This window comes from Pseudoalteromonas sp. US3C1004 (genome assembly GCF_048401065.1).
Taxonomy (GTDB): Bacteria; Pseudomonadota; Gammaproteobacteria; order Enterobacterales; family Alteromonadaceae; genus Pseudoalteromonas; species Pseudoalteromonas undina.
The window spans coordinates 303269-322558 of sequence record NZ_CP183073.1; the positions used below are offsets into that span (position 1 = coordinate 303269).

19 protein-coding genes are annotated in these 19290 nt (G+C 41.4%); 14 read left to right on the forward strand and 5 right to left on the reverse strand.

What is annotated here, in order from left to right; genetic code table 11:
- Positions 1-3: 3 nt before the first annotated feature.
- Entirely contained in the window at positions 4-972 is a 969-nt protein-coding gene (locus tag ACNSN3_RS01400) for a calcium/sodium antiporter (protein WP_138570631.1), read from the reverse strand.
- A gap of 265 nt (positions 973-1237) precedes the next feature.
- On the opposite strand from ACNSN3_RS01400, the gene ACNSN3_RS01405 reads away from it, so the two are divergent.
- The 7 genes from ACNSN3_RS01405 to murA are packed head-to-tail and all read left to right on the forward strand — an operon-like array spanning position 1238 to position 5904.
- On the forward strand, positions 1238-2053 hold the full coding sequence (locus tag ACNSN3_RS01405; protein WP_138596635.1) for an ATP-binding cassette domain-containing protein: 816 nt from the start codon (positions 1238-1240) through the stop codon (positions 2051-2053).
- Positions 2053-2832: a lipid asymmetry maintenance ABC transporter permease subunit MlaE gene (mlaE, locus tag ACNSN3_RS01410; RefSeq protein ID WP_054202367.1), complete on the forward strand. Its 780-nt coding sequence runs from the start codon at positions 2053-2055 to the stop codon at positions 2830-2832. Before ACNSN3_RS01405 ends, mlaE begins: the two co-directional genes overlap by 1 nt.
- Before the next feature lie 14 nt (positions 2833-2846).
- Entirely contained in the window at positions 2847-3395 is a 549-nt protein-coding gene (mlaD, locus tag ACNSN3_RS01415) for an outer membrane lipid asymmetry maintenance protein MlaD (protein WP_008115537.1), read from the forward strand.
- A 5-nt stretch (positions 3396-3400) separates the two neighbouring features.
- Positions 3401-4081 (forward strand): MlaC/ttg2D family ABC transporter substrate-binding protein, encoded by a 681-nt coding sequence (locus tag ACNSN3_RS01420; protein WP_418608271.1) that lies wholly within the window; start codon positions 3401-3403, stop codon positions 4079-4081.
- Complete coding sequence (locus ACNSN3_RS01425; RefSeq protein WP_138609029.1) at positions 4074-4367, forward strand: STAS domain-containing protein; 294 nt, start codon at positions 4074-4076, stop codon at positions 4365-4367. Before ACNSN3_RS01420 ends, ACNSN3_RS01425 begins: the two co-directional genes overlap by 8 nt.
- A 5-nt stretch (positions 4368-4372) precedes the next feature.
- Positions 4373-4630: a BolA family protein gene (locus ACNSN3_RS01430; protein WP_007378312.1), complete on the forward strand. Its 258-nt coding sequence runs from the start codon at positions 4373-4375 to the stop codon at positions 4628-4630.
- 14 nt (positions 4631-4644) lie between these two features.
- Complete coding sequence (murA, locus tag ACNSN3_RS01435) at positions 4645-5904, forward strand: UDP-N-acetylglucosamine 1-carboxyvinyltransferase (RefSeq protein WP_075170490.1); 1260 nt, start codon at positions 4645-4647, stop codon at positions 5902-5904.
- A 90-nt stretch (positions 5905-5994) separates the two neighbouring features.
- Here murA and ACNSN3_RS01440 read toward each other — a convergent pair whose 3' ends face one another.
- The 3 genes from ACNSN3_RS01440 to ACNSN3_RS01450 form a co-directional block, all read right to left on the reverse strand.
- Positions 5995-7077, reverse strand: a complete 1083-nt coding sequence (locus ACNSN3_RS01440) for a trypsin-like peptidase domain-containing protein (protein WP_075170489.1) — start codon at positions 7075-7077, stop codon at positions 5995-5997.
- Positions 7078-7164: 87 nt separating this feature from the next.
- Positions 7165-8517 carry a Do family serine endopeptidase gene (locus tag ACNSN3_RS01445; RefSeq protein WP_054202364.1) on the reverse strand — a complete coding sequence of 451 codons (1353 nt, stop codon included), beginning with the start codon at positions 8515-8517 and terminating at the stop codon, positions 7165-7167.
- A gap of 131 nt (positions 8518-8648) precedes the next feature.
- Positions 8649-9083 carry a YhcB family protein gene (locus ACNSN3_RS01450; protein ID WP_418608276.1) on the reverse strand — a complete coding sequence of 145 codons (435 nt, stop codon included), beginning with the start codon at positions 9081-9083 and terminating at the stop codon, positions 8649-8651.
- Positions 9084-9204: 121 nt separating this feature from the next.
- Between ACNSN3_RS01450 and zapE the strand changes: the two genes are divergently transcribed.
- Positions 9205-10293: a cell division protein ZapE gene (zapE, locus tag ACNSN3_RS01455; RefSeq protein ID WP_054202362.1), complete on the forward strand. Its 1089-nt coding sequence runs from the start codon at positions 9205-9207 to the stop codon at positions 10291-10293.
- Between the two features lie 170 nt (positions 10294-10463).
- Here zapE and gorA read toward each other — a convergent pair whose 3' ends face one another.
- Positions 10464-11825: a glutathione-disulfide reductase gene (gene gorA, locus ACNSN3_RS01460; protein ID WP_418608278.1), complete on the reverse strand. Its 1362-nt coding sequence runs from the start codon at positions 11823-11825 to the stop codon at positions 10464-10466.
- A 250-nt stretch (positions 11826-12075) separates the two neighbouring features.
- Here gorA and prlC point away from each other — a divergent pair, with 250 nt between their 5' ends.
- From prlC to ACNSN3_RS01490, 6 genes are all read left to right on the forward strand, one after another.
- On the forward strand, positions 12076-14127 hold the full coding sequence (gene prlC, locus ACNSN3_RS01465; RefSeq protein ID WP_010390585.1) for an oligopeptidase A: 2052 nt from the start codon (positions 12076-12078) through the stop codon (positions 14125-14127).
- Between the two features lie 162 nt (positions 14128-14289).
- Positions 14290-15468 carry a response regulator gene (locus ACNSN3_RS01470; protein ID WP_055013345.1) on the forward strand — a complete coding sequence of 393 codons (1179 nt, stop codon included), beginning with the start codon at positions 14290-14292 and terminating at the stop codon, positions 15466-15468.
- 65 nt (positions 15469-15533) lie between these two features.
- Positions 15534-16289, forward strand: coding sequence for a class I SAM-dependent methyltransferase (locus tag ACNSN3_RS01475; protein ID WP_008467222.1), 756 nt, complete (start codon positions 15534-15536; stop codon positions 16287-16289).
- A 336-nt stretch (positions 16290-16625) separates the two neighbouring features.
- A complete protein-coding gene (gene trmJ, locus ACNSN3_RS01480) occupies positions 16626-17351 on the forward strand; it encodes a tRNA (cytosine(32)/uridine(32)-2'-O)-methyltransferase TrmJ (protein ID WP_109875408.1) in 726 nt (241 codons plus the stop codon).
- Between the two features lie 202 nt (positions 17352-17553).
- Complete coding sequence (gene iscR, locus ACNSN3_RS01485) at positions 17554-18045, forward strand: Fe-S cluster assembly transcriptional regulator IscR (protein ID WP_008113921.1); 492 nt, start codon at positions 17554-17556, stop codon at positions 18043-18045.
- Positions 18046-18069: 24 nt separating this feature from the next.
- A complete protein-coding gene (locus ACNSN3_RS01490; protein WP_008113922.1) occupies positions 18070-19287 on the forward strand; it encodes an IscS subfamily cysteine desulfurase in 1218 nt (405 codons plus the stop codon).
- Positions 19288-19290 lie beyond the last annotated feature (3 nt).

Sequence of the window (19290 nt, forward strand, 5' to 3'; positions counted from 1 at the left end):
GGATCACCCTACTTGACTAAAAATATAACCTTGGTAAATCATAAATGCGACGATGAGTAAGCCACCTTCTACTCTATTGATACGTCTTTGACCTCTAAAGTTCAATGACATAGCAATAAGTGCCAAGGTTGCACCGATCATAATTAAAACATCACGGTTAGCTACTGATGCGTCAATAACTGATGGGTTAATTAATCCTGCCAGCGGTAACACCGCGAGAATATTAAAAATATTTGAGCCAACAATGTTACCCAGTGCTAGATCATCTTCATTTTTAAGAACACCCGCAATGGAAGCTGCAAGTTCAGGTAAGCTGGTGCCTATGGCTATTATGGTTAAACCAATTACTAAGTCACTTAAGCCAAAATATTTTGCAATATCAACGGCTGAGCCAACTAAAAAGTGTGAGCTAACAGGAAGTAAAATCATTCCGACGACTAACCAAAAAACGGCTTTTTTGGTTGGGACATTATCAGGTACTTCATCACAGGCTTCGCTAACAAAGGGGTCGTCTTGGTTTTTTGCTCGCAGTGATACAAAAATAAGTCCACCAATAAAAACAACAAAACCAAAGAGTAAGGCTGCGCCTTCAAAAAACGAAAAGTAGTTATCTGAAAAAATATACCAAGTAGCGATAGACACCAGTAATACCAGTGGAATTTCTCGTTTTAATGTACTTGAAGAGACTGAAAGCGGTCTTAAAAGTGCTGTAATACCTAATACTAATAATATGTTAGTGATGTTTGAACCAACTGCATTACCTACGGCTGTATCGGTTTTATTTGCCAAAGCAGCTGAAGCGGATACCATCATTTCAGGGGCCGATGAGCCCATAGCTACCACGGTTAAACCTACAATTAATGTTGGTACGCCAAAGTTTTTAGCCAGTGCCGCCGCACCATAAACAAACCTGTCCGCACTCCATACGAGAGCCGCAAAACCGAGAATTAAAATGACAAACGAGGTAACCATTGTGATAAGCCAGTTAGTGTAAATTCAGATAGCGCGAATAGTAACAAAAGCCACCATAAAAGTATAAGTAAAAGAGTAAGCTGTAATACATTAGGCGGTTATTAAAATAATTATTTAATGTGTTAACTTGCTTGTTTAAGCATCGGTTAAGTCAATTTGTCGCAGTCTTATAGCTGTTTTTGCGTGGCTATTACAAAATCTTACGAATTGTTTTTTCCATCTTGACCAAAAAACCCTTAAAATAGAAATATGAGAGAATATTGTTATGGAGAGCGACTTGTCGCAATCAATAGTAGAAGTAAAGGATGTTACCTTTTCTAGAGGCGATAGGGTCATATACAAAAATATGAGCTTTGATGTCCCAGAAGGTAAAATTACTGCCATTATGGGGCCAAGCGGAATTGGCAAAACCACGATGCTGCGCTTAATTGGTGGCCAGCTCAAACCCGACTCCGGTGATATTTTATTTAAAAACGACAGCATAGTTGCCATGTCCCGTAAAGAGCTCTACGCGGCACGTAAACGTATGAGTATGTTATTTCAAAGCGGTGCATTATTTACCGATATGTCGGTGTTCGACAATATCGCATTTCCTATCCGCGAGCACACACAGCTCAGTGAAGATTTAATTCGTTTAGTGGTTTTAATGAAACTACAAGCAGTTGGCTTACGTGGTGCTAAAGATTTAATGCCTTCAGAGTTATCTGGTGGTATGGCACGTCGTGCAGCCTTGGCTCGCTCTATAGCGCTTGATCCTGAACTGATTATGTATGATGAGCCTTTTGCAGGACAAGATCCTATCTCAATGGGAGTGTTGGTTAAGCTTATTAAATCTTTAAATGAAGTACTTGGTTTATCTTCTTTAATTGTTACACACGATGTGACTGAAGTAATGAGCATTGCCGACCACGTTATTATTATTGCCGAGCAAGGTGTGATTGGAAGCGGCACGCCAGATGAAATGCGTAAGCACGAATCACCACTTGTGCAACAATTTTTGAAAGGGTTATCGGATGGGCCTGTACCATTTCATTATCCAGCACAAACCTATGCAGATGAACTGTTAGGAGAGCCGCAGTAATGTTGGATTTACTACAAAAAATAGGCCATAAAACACTGGGTCGTTTTGCTGCGCTTGGGCGTTCAACTCACATGCTAGCAAGTGCATTATGGCATTTACCCAATTTAAAAAAAGGTACGCCTTTACTGGTGCGCCAACTCTATATGGTTGGTTCACAATCGTTGTTGATTATTGTGGTGTCGGGCTTATTTATCGGTATGGTTTTAGCGCTGCAAGGTTATACCGTTTTAGTTGATTATGGTGCAGAAGACAGCCTAGGCCCGTTAGTAGCGCTTAGCTTGTTACGTGAGCTTGGACCGGTAGTTACTGCGTTATTATTTGCAGGCAGAGCAGGCAGTGCGTTAACCGCTGAAATCGGCTTAATGAAAGCCACCGAGCAGTTATCGTCGCTAGAGATGATGGCTATTGACCCGCTTAGGCGTATTATTGCGCCGCGATTTTGGGCTGGCTTAATTAGTATGCCGTTACTGGCATTAATTTTTTCAGCGGTCGCTATTATTGGTGCTCACTTAGTGGGTGTTGATTGGCTAGGCGTTGATACCGGAAGCTTTTGGTCAATAATGCAAGCCCAGGTGTCGTTTGAAAAAGATATACTAAACGGTTTAATTAAAAGTATCGTATTTGCGATTGTTGTGACTTGGATTGCGCTTTATAAAGGGTATGACTGTATTCCTACATCAGAAGGGATCAGCAAGGCAACAACAGAAACAGTGGTGCATTCATCACTGGCGGTATTAGGTTTTGACTTTATTTTGACAGCGGTAATGTTTACTAGCTAATAGGGTATTAAATAATGAATTCACGGAAATTAGAAATTTTAGTTGGTTTTTTTGTCGCGCTGGGTATCTTGGCATTTTCAATGCTAGCGCTTAAAGTGGCCAATTCAGGTATTAGCGGCTCAGGTGAAACCTACACATTAAACGCCAAGTTTGAAAATATAGGCTCATTAAAAACTCGCGCGCCTATTAAAGTAGGGGGAGTTGTTATTGGTCGTGTCGAGTCAATTTATGTACACCCGCAAGAGTTTTTACCTGTGGTGAACATGAGTATTGATGCGCAGTATTTATGTCGTTTTTCAGATACCAGCTCTATCTCAATTTTAACCTCGGGTATTTTAGGTGAGCAATATTTAGGTATTAACCCTGTGATCGCCTCGGATTCAGCTAAGCAACGTTGTTTAGGCGAAGATGTTGCAAACAGTGCACAAGACCAAGCTATTGACGATTTATTTGGGGTGCAAAGCAAAGCATTAGCAAGTGGCGATTCAATTACTGATACCAAATCGGCATTGGTACTTGAAGAATTAATTGGCCAGTTCTTATTCAACCAAGGTAGTGAGTAATTATTATGTTGAAAACATTTTTAGTAAGTATTGCGCTGGTAAGTTTAATGCTATTACAAAGCGTGCAAGCAGCAGAAGTAAAATTAACTGATCCTAATAAAATGGTACGTCAAGTTGCTGACAATACCTTTGCACGAATTACCCAAGATCAACCATTAATAGTAAAAGATAAAGAACATTTACGTGTTATTGTTGAAGAAGAGTTAATGCCGTACATCGACTACAAATATGCAGCACTAAGAGTGTTAGGTAGCGAAGTGTCTAAGGTACGCGCAATTACCGACAAGTCAGAAAAAGCAAAAGCAATTGAAGATATTCAGCGTTTTATTGGTGCGTTTAGAGAGTATTTAGTTGCCACCTATGCCGGTGTATTTACCCAATACACTAATCAACAAGTTGAATTTGCTGCCGAGCAACCGTTTAAAGGTAAAGACGTGGTGGTGGTAAAAACCAAAATTGTTGAAGCGGGTAAACCTGATATAAAAATTGATTTTAAAGTACGTGAAGACCGAAGCGGTGAGTGGCGCGCTTACGACATGATTGCTGAAGGTATTAGTTTACTTGATGCAAAACAAAGTGAACTTCAGGGTATTTTACGCCAACAAGGTATTGACCATGTTAGCGGCCTATTAGAGCAAAAAAGTAAGCTACCGGTTCAGTTTAGAGGCAGCGATACAAATGAGTAAATTGGCAATCAGCCAAGTTGATGAGCAGCATTTACGAGTTACTGGTGAATTAACTCATAACTCAATTGGCAATGAACGGCTTCTGAACACTAAGCGAGAAACTAAGCATAAAACCCTTTATTTTGACCTAACTGAGGTCACAAGGGTTGACACAGCCGGCTTAGCTTGGTTAATTCACTCTTTTACAGAATTTAAGCAGCAAGGTATTCGCCTTGAATTGCAAAACCCACCTGAACAACTGCAAAACCTTATGCAGTTGGGTCAGGTTACAACCCTATTTGAGTGAGAGTTATGGAAACGAGTCAAGTCGAAACATTATTACGCGACGAACTTCAGTTAGCTGAAGTACATGTAAAAGCCAATGGTAGTCATTATGAAGTAATTGCGGTTGGTGAATGCTTTGACGGATTAAGTCGTGTTAAAAAGCAACAGTTAGTGTATGGCCCATTAATGAATACTATTTCAGATGGCACCATTCATGCTGTTTCTATCCGCGCTTTTACTCCGACTGAGTGGAAACGTGAGCAAAAATTCATTTTACCGCAATAAATAAGGCCCCTTAGATGGATCAATTTGTAATTCAAGGTGGCACTTCGCTGGCTGGTGAAGTAACTATTTCTGGCGCTAAAAATGCGGCACTGCCTATTTTATTTGCAGCCTTATTGCCCGAGGGCAAGAGTACCTTTACTAATGTACCGCGCCTTCGCGATATTATAACTACTGAAGCCTTATTAAAAACCTTAGGCGCTGATGTTCAGTGGCAAGGTGATTCACTTATTATTGATGGTGCAACGGTAAATAGTACGCTAGCGCCTTATGAGTTAGTAAAGCAAATGCGCGCATCAGTGCTCGCACTTGGGCCTTTAGTGGCTCGTTTTGGTGAGGCTCAAGTATCCTTACCTGGTGGCTGTGCTATTGGTGCACGCCCAGTTGATATTCATATTCAAGGTTTAGAGCGCATGGGCGCGCAAATAACTGTGGAAAATGGTTATATTAATGCCAAAGTAGATGGACGCTTAAAAGGCGCTGAAATTTTCATGGAAATAATCAGTGTCGGTGCTACCGAAAACTTACTCATGGCGGCAACGCTTGCAGATGGCAAAACTGTTTTAGAAAATGCAGCGCGCGAGCCCGAAATCATCGATTTAGCTAATTGCTTAATTGCAATGGGCGCTAAAATTACCGGTGCAGGCTCTAGCCGTATTGAGATTGAAGGGGTTGAGCGCCTATCAGGTTGTGAGCACCGCATATTACCGGATCGTATTGAAACCGGTACCTTCTTAGTTGCCGCCGCGATGGCCGGTGGCGAAGTACTATGTAAAATGACCGATTTTCATTCACTTGAGCCGGTAATTGAAAAGCTGCGTGCAACCAATGCGTTACTAGAAGTGCATGAGGATAGTATTTATCTTGATATGCGAGGCCGAGAGCTTAAAGCGGTTAATATTAAAACTATGCCGCACCCAGGATTTCCAACCGACATGCAAGCTCAATTTACCGCTTTAAATGTAGTGGCTAACGGCAGTGCGACCATTACCGAAACTATTTTTGAAAATCGGTTTATGCATGTGCCTGAGTTACAACGTATGGGCGCTAATATTCGCCTTGAAGGCAATACGGCTTTTTGTGGTGAGACACAAAGCTTATCGGGTGCGCAGGTTATGGCAACCGATTTACGAGCATCAGCGAGCCTTATTTTAACGGGGATTGTGGCCCAAGGTGAAACGGTTGTTGATCGTATTTATCATGTAGATAGAGGTTATCAGCGTATTGAAGATAAACTCAGTGCGTTAGGTGCTAACATCAAACGCAAAAGCAATTAGTTATATTAATACAATTATTATTCTAACGCATAAAAAACGCGATTATATATCGCGTTTTTTTATGCTGATGTCAAAGGGTAAACAAGCGCTTTATAGCTTGGTTTCGAGCTCGGCTACTTTCACCATTATTTTTTGTATTTTACCGTTACGGTATAGCTCAAACTCAATTTCTTTACCTGGCTCGGTACTGCCTATCTTTTTTAATACATTTTGTGGATTAGCCACTGAAAGCCCTGCAATTTTAATCACAATGTCTTGCTCTTCTATACCCGCCTGCCATGCAGGACCTAGAGGGTCGAGATTGGTAATACGCATGCCTGCGACAGGCGTTAAGCTATCATTGACCTCTTTGCCTGTACTATCTACTGCAGTGCCTTCAAAGCCCAAATAACCGCGTACAACTCGTCCATGACGAATAAGTTTCCCCATTACTTCTTTAGCAAGAGTGTAAGGTACGGCAAAAAATATTCCCTGAATGTTTAAGTTCTCACGGGTTTTAAATTGGGCTGAGGTGATCCCTACTAAATCGCCATTAGAATTTACCAGCGCTCCTCCCGAATTGCCCACATTAATAGCGGCATCCATTTGCAATAAGTTATTGTAAGGACTGTCGGTAATTTTTTGCTTACCAGTAGCGCTAATGATCCCCTGAGTAATTGTTTGCCCTAAATTTAATGGATTCCCGATTGCTAACACCAAATCGCCCACATTCGTGGTGTAGTTGTCATTAACAGGAATAACAGGGAGGTGGTTGGCATTTATTTTTAATAATGCTAAATCGGTAATGGTATCAAAGCCAATAAGTTGTACATCAAAAAAACGTCTCCCATCGGTAAGAATCACCAGTATTTGATCGGCATTATTGATCACATGGTAGTTTGTCAATATATAGCCATCGGGTGACATGATCACCCCAGATCCTAACTCTTGCACCGTATTTTGGCGCTTGTAGCGTGGCTCTTTAGAAATACTCTCTGAAAAAATAGTGACAACCGATGGTGCCGCGCGTTTAACCGCATCCGAAAAGCTTAAATGGCTTGTGGTCATTGCGCTTGGCAGGGGAACATTAGGTAGTAATGCAGTGCGCATGTTAGGGCTGAAAAAAACCACTAAAAAAGCAATGCCTAAACCGGCAAACAAAGGAGGAAGTACAAATTTTAGAAGTTTTAGCACGGTATTCTTATTGTTAGTGAGCAATCCCTTTATGATGGCACAAAAAAAATAACAGCGGCAAGTGCCGCTGTTACTTTTATTGTATTATTACTGAATTAATACAAAGATAGACTCGCGTCCACGTTTAACACCTAACACAATATTACCTTGAATATCGTCGATAATTTGGTTCATGTCGCGAATGCTTTCTACCCGTTGACGGTTTACTTGCACAATAACATCGCCTTCTTCGAGGCCAACCCGTGCTGATGGTGAACGAGGATCGACAGAGGTTACTTCAATACCTTTCATTTTGTTTTTCTTCACATTTTCAAGTGTTGCACCTTGGAATGCTGGGTGTAACTCTTCACCTGCCGCTGTAATTCCTGATGCGCCATCTAGGGTAACTTCGACGTTTTTAACTTTACCGTCACGATAAATTCCTAGCTGTACTTCACGGCCTTCACCTAAGGTGGCAATTTTACTTCGTAGTTCATGGAAGCCACTAATTTCACTGCCATTAATGCTAATAATCACATCGCCTGCTTTAATACCGGCTTTGCTGGCAGCTGTATCATCGAGTACCTGCATAACGTAAGCACCTTGTTTAACATCAAGCTGCTGTGCTTTGGCAAGGCCTGCATCAAGAGGGCGGCCTGAAATACCTAGCGAGCCACGGCGTACTTCACCATGCTCTACAATTTGATCAACAAGGTTTTTCATCATGTTTGATGGAATAGCAAAACCAATCCCCACATTACCACCCGATGCACCTAAAATAGCGGTATTAATACCAATCAACTCACCATTTAAATTAACTAAAGCGCCACCTGAGTTGCCTTGGTTAATCGCGGCATCGGTTTGAATGAAATCTTCATAGCCTTCAATATTTAAACCACTACGGCCTAATGCGCTAACAATACCTGAGGTAACCGTGTGGCTTAAACCAAAAGGGTTACCAATAGCTACAGCAAAATCACCGACACGTAAGTCATCTGAGTTAGCAAGTTTTACCGCGGTTAATTCATCTGCGTCTATTTGTAGTAGCGCAATATCAGACTCTTTATCGCTACCAATTTTTGTTGCATCATATTCGCGACCATCTTCGAGGGTAACCACCATTTTTTCGGCGTCTTGTACTACATGGTTGTTAGTAACCACATAACCCTTATCGGCATCAATAATAACTCCAGAGCCTAAACCACTAAACTGTCGCTTTTGGCTACGTGGCTGGGGGTTGCCAAAAAAGAAATCTAGTGGGTCACCACGTCGACGCACTTCTTTAGAGCCTGAAACCTGAATACTCACTACACCTGGCGTGATTTGCTCAAGCATAGGGGCAAGTGTTGGTAATTGTTGACCATTAACGGCAACCGGCAACTTAGCAAACGAGGCGGTTGGACTTAATAATAAGCTAGTAGATAAAATAGCAGCACTGATAAGTGATAATTTCATTTTCATAGTCAGGGTTTACTCCACTTAAAAAGCAAAAGGCTGCAATAAGCAGCCTCAAAAAAGTATCAAAGCTGTATACCTAGCTCACACTTGGCTAGGTATATTACTTAAAGACTATGGGGTCAAAAAAAAGTTCATCAAGATGCTTTAGAAGTATTCACATCACCAGCAAATAAACCTGACTTACCCGACACATAATCAGCTGGTTGGGCATCGGCGTTTGAGCGATCTGAGCTACGTTCTTTTAATGACGCTTGTAATTGCTCTGTGGTTTCTTTTGAGAAAAACGGCTCAGCAGGGGCTTTATTTCTGTCTTCAAGTAACAGTTGATTGGTTTCTTCAACATGACTTAATAACTGATCGTAGTTTTCTTTCATTTTGCTTACTAACTTACCAGTATTCGCTAAATGGTCGGCAACATCTTGGCGATACTGCTCAAGCGAATGCTTAGCTTGCTCTGCTTGTTGCTCTAATTCATCTTGTTTAAACTGTTTTTTAGTGACAAAGGCACCAACGAAAAATGCAGCAATAGCAACTACTATCACTAACCCTACCCATGTAAATGTACCCATAAATTCACCTCTATGCGAAAATAACTAAAAAATTAAAATGCTACTAAGTCTAATATACCCTGAGTATTGATGCGTGTTAATATGCTTTACAAATTAAACTGTGTTTTAACTGTAAATAGATATGACTCCTTGGCAAACATACCAGCAAGACCTTCAACGCGATGACTTTGTACATGACGCAGCACAAGAAAATGCAGTTCGTCATTTACAGCGTTTATACGACGATTTAACACAAGCAAAGCCACAATCTAAAGGTTTTTTTGCAAAGCTTTTTAATAAAGCAGAGCCAGCCCCTATTAAAGGTTTATACTTTTGGGGTGGCGTAGGCCGTGGTAAAACTTACCTTGTTGATACTTTTTACGAAGCTTTACCGGGTGATAGAAAAATGCGAGTGCATTTTCACCGCTTTATGCACCGAGTACACGATGAACTTAAAAAGTTAAATAACACTGCCAATCCTTTAGAAACAGTAGCAGATATTTTCAAAGCAGAGACTGACATTATCTGTTTTGATGAATTTTTTGTTCAAGACATTACCGACGCTATGTTGCTCGGTGGTTTAATGGAAGCATTATTCGCTCGCGGTATTGTACTGGTTGCCACGTCAAATATTATACCTGACGACTTATACCGCAATGGTTTACAGCGTGCCCGTTTTTTACCGGCTATTGCCTTAGTGAATAAGCATACTGAAATAGTTAATGTAGATTCAGGCGTTGATTACCGATTACGTACTCTTGAGCAAGCAGAAATTTTTCATAGCCCGCTTGATGAACAAGCCGATAAAAACCTATTCGAATATTTTGACAAGCTCTCGCCAGAAGTCGGTAAACTAGATACCCCAATAGAAATAGAAGGGCGGATGATCAACACTCGCAAAGTATCTGACTGCATCGTTATGTTTGAATTTAGCGAACTGTGTGAAACTGCCCGTAGCCAAGTTGATTACATGGAAATAAGCCGGTTATATAACACGGTGATTTTATCTAATGTAAAACAGCTAGGGCAAAATAATGATGACGCAGCAAGGCGCTTTATTGCGTTAGTAGATGAATTTTATGAGCGTAATGTAACGTTAATTATCTCTGCAGAAAAACCGATTACCGAGCTCTATACACAAGGCAATTTAAACTTTGAATTTAAACGCTGTATTAGTCGCTTACAAGAAATGCAATCGTTAGAGTATTTAGCCCGAGAGCATTTAGCTTAAAATACGAAGGTTAGCGGGCGACGGGCTGCGGGTCTCGAGCAAAACATCTAACTTCTAAATAAAAAAACCTTGCGATGTTAACCGCAAGGTTTTTTTATTTCTCGAACCTCGAACCTCGAACCTCGAACCTCGAACCTCGAACCTCGAACCTCGAACCTCGAACCTCGAGCTTATCTCATAGTAACAAACTCTTCCGACCCGGTTGGGTGTAGTGCGACAACCGCATCAAAATCGGCCTTAGTCGCGCCCATTTTCATGGCGACTGCAAAACCCTGAATCATTTCATCAACGGTAAAACCAATACCGTGTAAGCCCACAACTTTTTCATCATCGCCTGCACACACTAACATCATATTACAGGCTTGGCGGTGCTGAGTAATTGCGGTGTACATAGCCGCAAAGCTTGATTTATATACTTTTACATTTTCGCCGCCGTACTGAGAAATCGCTTCTTGCTCAGTTAAACCAATTGTGCCGACAGGTGGGTGGCTAAATACTACGGTTGGTACTAGGCTGTAGTCCATTTTCAAATCGTTCGGCAATTCTTTATTAAATAAACGCTCCGATAGAGTACGACCCGCTTTAACAGCAACCGGTGTAAGCTCAATACCATTTTCGATAATATCACCCACAGCGTATACATTTTCAGCTGTGGTGTTTTGGTATTCATCTACTTTTACATAACCGCTTTCGTTTACTTCTACGCCTGCTGCAGCAAGGTTAATTTTATCGGTTGTTGGCGTGCGGCCTATAGCCCAAATAACCTGATCAACATTTTCGCTGTAACCATTCTCAAAATGAATCGTTAAGCTGCCATCAGCCTCTTTTACCACTTCTTTTGGTGAACACTCAGTGTGCAGAGTAGGGCCTTCTTTTGCCATAATATCAACCAGTGTGTCGATAATGTATGGGTCAAAAGTACGCAGTGGCTTGCTCTTACGAACAAATAAGTGAGTTTGTGTACCTAAGCTGTGTAAAACACCGGCAATTTCTACGGCAATATAACCGGCACCAACAACGGCAACACGTTTAGGTTGTTCGTTCAACTCAAAAAAGCCGTTTGAATCAATACCGTGTTCAGCACCTGGAATATTAGGAATAGTAGGGCGGCCACCAACGGCAACTAAAATGTGATCGGCAGTATAGTGCTCGCCATCTACTTCAACAGTTTTACTATCCACAAACTTTGCAAAGCCTTTGATCACAGTTACGCCATTTTTAGCTAAACCATTATCATAGCCTTTGTGAATACGGCTAATATAGGCTTCACGGCTTTCTACTAGTTTTGACCAATCAAAGCCTTTAACTTCAACATCAAATCCGTAATCAGGAGCATAAAGATTAATTGCTTCAGCAACTTGAGCGCCATGCCACATTACTTTTTTAGGAACACACCCTACGTTTACGCAGGTGCCACCCATGTGTTTAGCTTCAATTAATGCTACTTTTGCGCCACGCATTGCTGCACGGTTAGCTGATGCAATACCACCACTACCGCCACCAATTGCAATGTAATCAAAATGCTGAGCCATGTTTAATCCTCTAAATATTAATTTAACTTTTCTGTGCCGATGATAGCATATGCGATGAGCAAGTCACTTGTTCGGGGCTGCTAAAATCTATCAAACATCCTTCATCAAACGAAAGATATGCTATTTCAGATCAAGCTGCTAGGTGATCATTTAAAGATACACACTCGTTAACTAGTAAAACAGGTTTCCCCTTGTATTTACGTATTTTGCCCCAACTTCATTTTTATATTTGCATAAACTGAGAATGACTATGAGCAATGCACAAACAAATCCCCTTATTGGGCTTGAAGGACTTCCTCCTTTTTCAAAAATAAAGCCTGAGCATGTAGTACCGGCATTAAAAAAAGGTATTGAGCACTGTCGCAGTGCAATTGATGATGTATTAGCAAAGCAATCATACACCTGGAATGATTTAGTATTACCCCTTGAAGAAGCTGACGATAAACTATCGCGATTGTTTTCACCGGTATCGCATTTGAACTCGGTGATGAACAACGATGAACTTCGCGAAGCTTATGAGCAGTGTTTACCGCTTATTTCTGAATATTCTACTTTTGTTGGCCAACACCAAGGCTTATATGAGGCTTACAGCGCGCTTTATAATAGCGATGAATTTAAAACACTCACTACCGCTCAGCAAAAAACCGTTACCAACGCATTGCGTGACTTTAAGCTTTCAGGCATTGCACTAAATCCTGAGCAGCAAAAACGCTACGGTGAAATTAGTGCGCGTTTATCAGAGCTTGCTTCAAAATTTGGTAATAATGTGATGGATGCCACGCTTGCATGGCATAAGCATATTACCGATGAAAGCCAACTAGCGGGTTTACCAGAGTCAGCACTGGCATTAGCGGCCGATACAGCAAAAAGTAAAGACTTAGAAGGCTGGGTATTCACTCTCGATTTCCCTTCTTACTTACCTATAATGACTTACGCAGACGACCGTGAACTTCGCAAAGAAACATACACCGCGTTTTCTACTCGTGCATCCGATCAAGGTCCAAATGCAGGAGAGTTTGATAACTCGGCGATTATGAGTGAAGAGCTGGCACTGCGTCATGAGTTAGCACAATTACTTGGCTTTAATAATTACGCCGAAAAATCTTTAGCTACAAAAATGGCAGAATCACCTGCACAGGTATTTTCATTTTTAGAAGACTTAGCTGCTAAATCTAAGCCACAAGCAGAGCAAGAGCTTAAAGAGTTGCAACAATACGCAGAGCAACAGCACGGTATTAGTGAACTACAGGCATGGGACTTTGGTTATTACAGCGAAAAGCTAAAGCAAGAAAAATACGCGATTTCAGATGAAGTATTACGCCCATACTTCCCTGCCGATAAAGTGCTTAGTGGTTTGTTCGAAACCGTTAACCGCTTATTTGGTATTACAGTTAAAGAACAAAAAGACATCGATACGTATCATAAAGATGTGCGCTTTTTTGAAATTTACGATAGCAACAATACTTTACGTGGCCGTTTTTACTTAGATTTATACGCCCGTGACCACAAGCGTGGTGGTGCGTGGATGGATGACTGTATGGGTCGTAAAGTGCGTGCTAATGGTGAACTTCAAACACCAGTTGCTTACTTAGTGTGTAACTTTAATAAAGCGATTGGCGATAAGCCTGCTTTGTTTACCCATAATGAAGTAACCACACTGTTCCATGAGTTTGGTCACGGCATTCACCACATGTTAACTCAAGTAGATGCAGCGCCTGTTGCTGGTATTAATGGTGTGGCATGGGATGCCGTTGAATTGCCAAGTCAGTTTTTAGAAAACTGGTGTTACGAGGAAGAAGCCCTAAGCTTTATTTCAGGCCACTTCGAAACCGGTGAGCCATTACCAAAAGAGCTACTAGATAAACTATTGGCCGCTAAAAATTACAACTCAGGTATGCAAATGCTAAGACAACTTGAGTTCTCGTTATTCGATTTTAAAATTCACCATGACTACGTGGCAGACAAACCATGTAACATTCAAGCTGTACTTGATGATGTACGCAGTCGTACCTCAGTCATTAAGCCGCCAGCGTTTAACCGTTTTCAGCATGGCTTTAGTCATATTTTTGCGGGCGGTTATAGCGCGGGGTATTACTCGTATAAATGGGCTGAAGTACTTTCGGCAGACGCCTACTCTAAATTTGAAGAAGAGGGGATTTTTAATCCACAAACGGGTCAAGCGTTTATGCAGCATATTCTTGAAAAAGGCGGCAGCGAAGAGCCAATGGCATTGTTTAAAAACTTCCGTGGTCGTGAGCCAAGTGTAGATGCACTTTTACGCCACAGCGGAATCGCCGCTTAGGGTCTGTTGACCTTTGCGGATTAAAATATAATTACAAAAGCGCCCCAGAGGCGCTTTTTTATTGCCTAAAATACAGCGCTGTTAAAGAATATTTTGAATAAATTTTAGTAGTTTTAACATGGCGTACTATGCTTTTAACAAAGTACTAAAAGGGACTAACGCATGGCAAAGTTAATACTGGCAATTGATGACGATAAATTAATGCACCATATTATTGAAGAATCTTTAGCTGGGTTTTGCAAAGTGATCCACGCCAAAAATGGTGAAGATGGCATAAGACAAGCGATTAAATATAACCCCGATATTATTTTGCTTGATGTTGAAATGCCGGGCATGTCTGGTTATGAGGTTTGCCAAACTATTAAACAAAATAAAGCCACAACAGATATTCCGGTAATGTTTTTATCATCCAAAGTGGGGCAAGCTGAACGTATTAAAGGGTTTAGTGTTGGCGGGGCTGACTACATTTTGAAGCCTTTTAACGCACAGGAGTTGATGGCACGCATTAAAATTCTTTACCAGTATCGCAAGCAGTGTGCAACACTGCAGTATGATATAGCAAAGGCCAATAAAACAGCTGAAATGGCGATGATTGAGACCGGTGACATGGGGCGCATTATGCGTTTTGTTTGTCAAAGCTATCATGCCGATAATTTAGAATTATTAAGTGAATACTTTTTAGGGTTTTTTACTCCATTACACCTCAATGTAGTGGTTGTTTTTTGGCAAAATAACCAGGGAATGTTTTATAGCCAAGAAACAGGCGTATGCCCATTAGAGCAAGAGCTACTCATACAGCATAAAAATGCAGAACGCTTTGTTGATATTGGTCATAGTACTATTATTAATTACCCTAATATTTCACTATTAATTAAAAATATGCCTGTAGATACGCCATCACTTTATGGCCGCTATAAAGATTTATTTCCGCATATTTTAGAAGTAACTAACGAAAAAGTAGTGACTATACAGCAGCACCAATATCGACTAATGCGCGACAATGAGCTAACCCTTGCTTTTAAAGATATAGTTGCCCAGCTTAAAAATCAAAACGCCATGCAAACGAGTGCAATTAGCCAGCTTACAGAGCAGCTTGAGCAACTCCAATCGCTAATGCAAACACACAACGAGATATCAACTTCGCAATTTAATGAGCAAATAACTCAGCTTAGTCATACATCACAGCAGCTGGTTGCAACCACTAATGATTTAGCCTTTATTAAGCACCAACTAAAAACAACCACTCAACAGCGTGATGACTTAATTACTCAAACACAACTAAGTAAACAACAAACGCAGCCAGAACCTGAGAGTGAAAATAACGATATTGAGTTGTTTTAAACTAGAGATCGTATATTGGCTTTGTTTGGGTATAATAACGGTGAAATTTATCATCGGAGTGTGAAGTGGTTATACAGTGTGCGTTTAAAGAGTGTCGACCTTATTTAAATGAGTTAGAAGCACGCTTTGGGCTTGCTCAATGGGCAGAGCAAAGCAGTGGTTTTAGCTTGCATTACGATGATAAAGGACTAAGCCTGTATAAAACTGACGAGCCAAAATTAGGTGCTATTAACGTAGACTTTGTAACTGGTGCCGTTGCACATAGGCGTAAATTTGGTGGTGGTAAAGGGCAATCAATTGCCAAAGCAGTTGGTCTTAACAAGGGCGCAACGCCAGTGGTACTCGATGCCACAGCAGGCCTTGGGCGTGATGGTTTTGTGTTAGCCTCATTAGGCTGTAAAGTAATTTTACATGAGCGCCATCCCGTGGTTGCTGCACTGTTATATGATGGCTTACAACGTGCTTATAACGATAGTGAAATTGGCCCATGGATGCAGCAAAATATGAGCCTTATCTTTGGCTCAAGCCATACTTTACTTGCTCAATGTGACAGCATGCCCGATGTGGTTTACCTTGATCCAATGTTCCCGCACCGTGAAAAATCAGCGCTGGTTAAAAAAGAAATGCGGGTATTCCAAGAGTTAGTGGGTGGCGATACCGACGCCGATGATTTACTCGATTTTGCTTACCCTCTTGCCAGTAAGCGTGTAGTAGTGAAACGCCCCGATTATGCACCATTTTTAAATGATAAAACCCCGAGTATGCAAATCAAAACCAAGAAGAACCGCTTTGATGTGTATGTAAAAGCCGCGATGGTTTAGGTTAAAGACCAGTTTTTAGTCTTCAGCTGTCAGTTGTCAGCAAAAGATTAAGCCAAGTACGGTGTTTGGGTTAAACGTAGGCGGGGCTTTACGCCGCGCAGGTAGTTTGACATGTTGTGAAAGTGCGCGAGGTAAACTCTCACCTATAATATAAAAACTGGGCTTGCATAAGGCTCGGTGTTTTATTTTACTACCTGACCGCTGACCGCTGACCGCTGACCGCTGACCGCTGACCGCGAACTGATCTTTTAGATCTAGACTATTGAATATAGGATCTCAGCGCGTTTTCATGCTAGAATTTGCGCAATTTTTTTGTACTCGATAAGTAGCACTGTAATGATCTTAGATGATATCCGCATCGTTTTAGTAAACACATCACATTCTGGCAATATTGGTTCTGCGGCACGTGCCATGAAAACCATGGGATTATCAAAGTTATACCTTGTAGATCCTGCCTGTGAAATAGATAGTCATGCCAGCGCACTGGCTGCAGGTGCTACAGATGTACTTGGTAATGCTGTTGTTGTTGATACGGTTGCCGATGCCATTGCTGATTGTGCATTAACTATTGGTACTAGCGCCCGTTCGCGTACATTGTCGTGGCCTATGGTTGAGCCGCGTGAATGTGGTGAAAAGCTTGTTGGCGAAGCTGTAAATGGCCCTGTAGCACTTGTATTTGGTCGTGAAAACAGTGGCTTAACAAACGAAGAATTACAACTGTGTAATTACCATGTGTGTATTCCTGCTAACCCAGAATACAGCTCGCTAAATTTAGCGATGGCAGTACAAACCTTATGTTATGAAACGCGTATGGCATTTTTAAATCAACAGCCTAAAGCGGAACAACAAGAAGACGAAACCCTATATCCATCGTCTAAACAAACAGAGCTGTTTTACGAACACCTTGAAGAGACCTTGTTTAAAACAGGCTTCATCATTAAGCAGCACCCAGGCATGGTAATGACTAAGCTACGTCGCTTGTTTAATCGTGCTCGCCCTGAAGATGCTGAAATGAACATATTACGAGGTATTCTTACCTCAATTAATAAGTCTATAAAATAGCAATTAGTTATAAATAGCGCCCTTTATTACTCCACTAATACTTGACTAAATTACTCAGGTAATTACAATAGACCCAATACTTGACCAAAACAGTCGGGTATTACAAGTTTGTCGGTGGCCGTTTGAGGCTAGCCAATCAGGATAATACTTGACTAATCTACTCTGGTAATTAAAATTTGCACTCTTTTGTGCGGGGGGCGTTATGAAGTTAACATCAAAAGGCAGATATGCCGTTACAGCCATGCTGGATGTTGCACTACATGCAAATATAGGCCCTGTAGCGCTTGCAGATATTTCGCAGCGCCAAGAAATTTCTTTGTCTTATCTTGAGCAGTTATTTGCCCGTTTACGTAAAAATGGGCTAGTGAGTTCTGTTCGAGGTCCTGGTGGGGGCTATTTACTAGGACGTGAGGCCGATGTAATTTCAGTTGGCGATGTTATTAATGCGGTAGATGAATCTGTTGACGCTACTCGGTGTCAGCGAAGCAATACTGGTTGTCAAAGTGGTATGCGTTGTTTAACCCATACATTGTGGTCAGACTTAAGCGCACGAATTGAAGAATTTTTAAATAATATTACCTTAGCTGAATTGGTTGAAAAGTCGGACGTTAAAGCGGTCGCTCTTCGCCAAGAAAACAGCGTTAATGATGCAATTAAGCAGTTGGAAAATATTCAAGTAAGCTGTCAACTTTAAGGTTGACCTGCAGCGGAGAGAGAAATGAAGTTACCGATTTATTTAGATTACGCAGCAACTACGCCCGTTGACGAACGAGTTGCCAAAGAAATGATGCAGTGCCTGACTATGGACGGTAATTTTGGTAATCCAGCATCGCGTTCACACCGTTTTGGTTGGCAAGCTGAAGAAGTCGTTGACCAAGCACGTACTGACATTGCCGATTTAATTAATGCAGACCCACGTGAAATCGTATTCACATCGGGTGCAACAGAATCAAATAACCTTGCTATTAAAGGTGCGGCTCAGTTTTACAAGAAAAAAGGTAAGCATGTTATTACCGCTAAAACTGAACACAAAGCAGTTATCGACACATGTCGTGAGCTTGAGCGTCAAGGGTTTGAAGTAACTTATATGGACGTTGAAGAAAACGGCCTACTTGATCTGCAAAAATTAGCAGATACGATGCGTGACGACACTGTGCTTGTAAGCATCATGCATGTAAATAACGAGCTAGGTGTAATCCAAGACATCAACACTATTGGTGAAATGTGTCGCGAACGTAAAATTATGTTCCACGTAGATGCTGCACAAAGCGCGGGTAAAGTTTTAATCGATGTGCAACAAACCAAAGTAGATTTCATGTCATTCTCGGCGCACAAAGTATACGGCCCTAAAGGCGTAGGTGCTTTGTATGTTCGTCGTAAACCACGTGCACGTTTAGAAGCACAAATGCACGGTGGCGGCCATGAGCGTGGTATGCGTTCTGGTACATTAGCAACCCATCAGTTGGTAGGTATGGGCGCAGCATTTAGAATTGCAAAACAAGATTTTGAAAAAGATCACGCACACATCAGTGCGTTACGTAAACGCCTAATCGACGGCATTTTAACAGATATGGACGAAGTGTACTTTAACGGCACACAAGACCAATCAGTACCTGGTATTGTTAACATTAGCTTTAACTTTGTTGAAGGTGAGTCGTTACTAATGGCCGTTAAAGATATTGCGGTATCGTCAGGTTCAGCCTGTACATCTGCAAGTTTAGAGCCTTCTTACGTATTACGTGCATTAGGCCGCAACGACGAATTAGCGCATAGCTCGATTCGTTTTAGTATTGGCCGCTTTACCACCGAAGAAGAGATTGATTACACCGTTGAGCTAATGAAAAACTCGATTGGCCGTTTACGTGAAATGTCTCCTCTTTGGGAAATGCACCAAGAAGGTGTTGATTTAGATTCAGTTGAATGGGCGCACCACTAATTA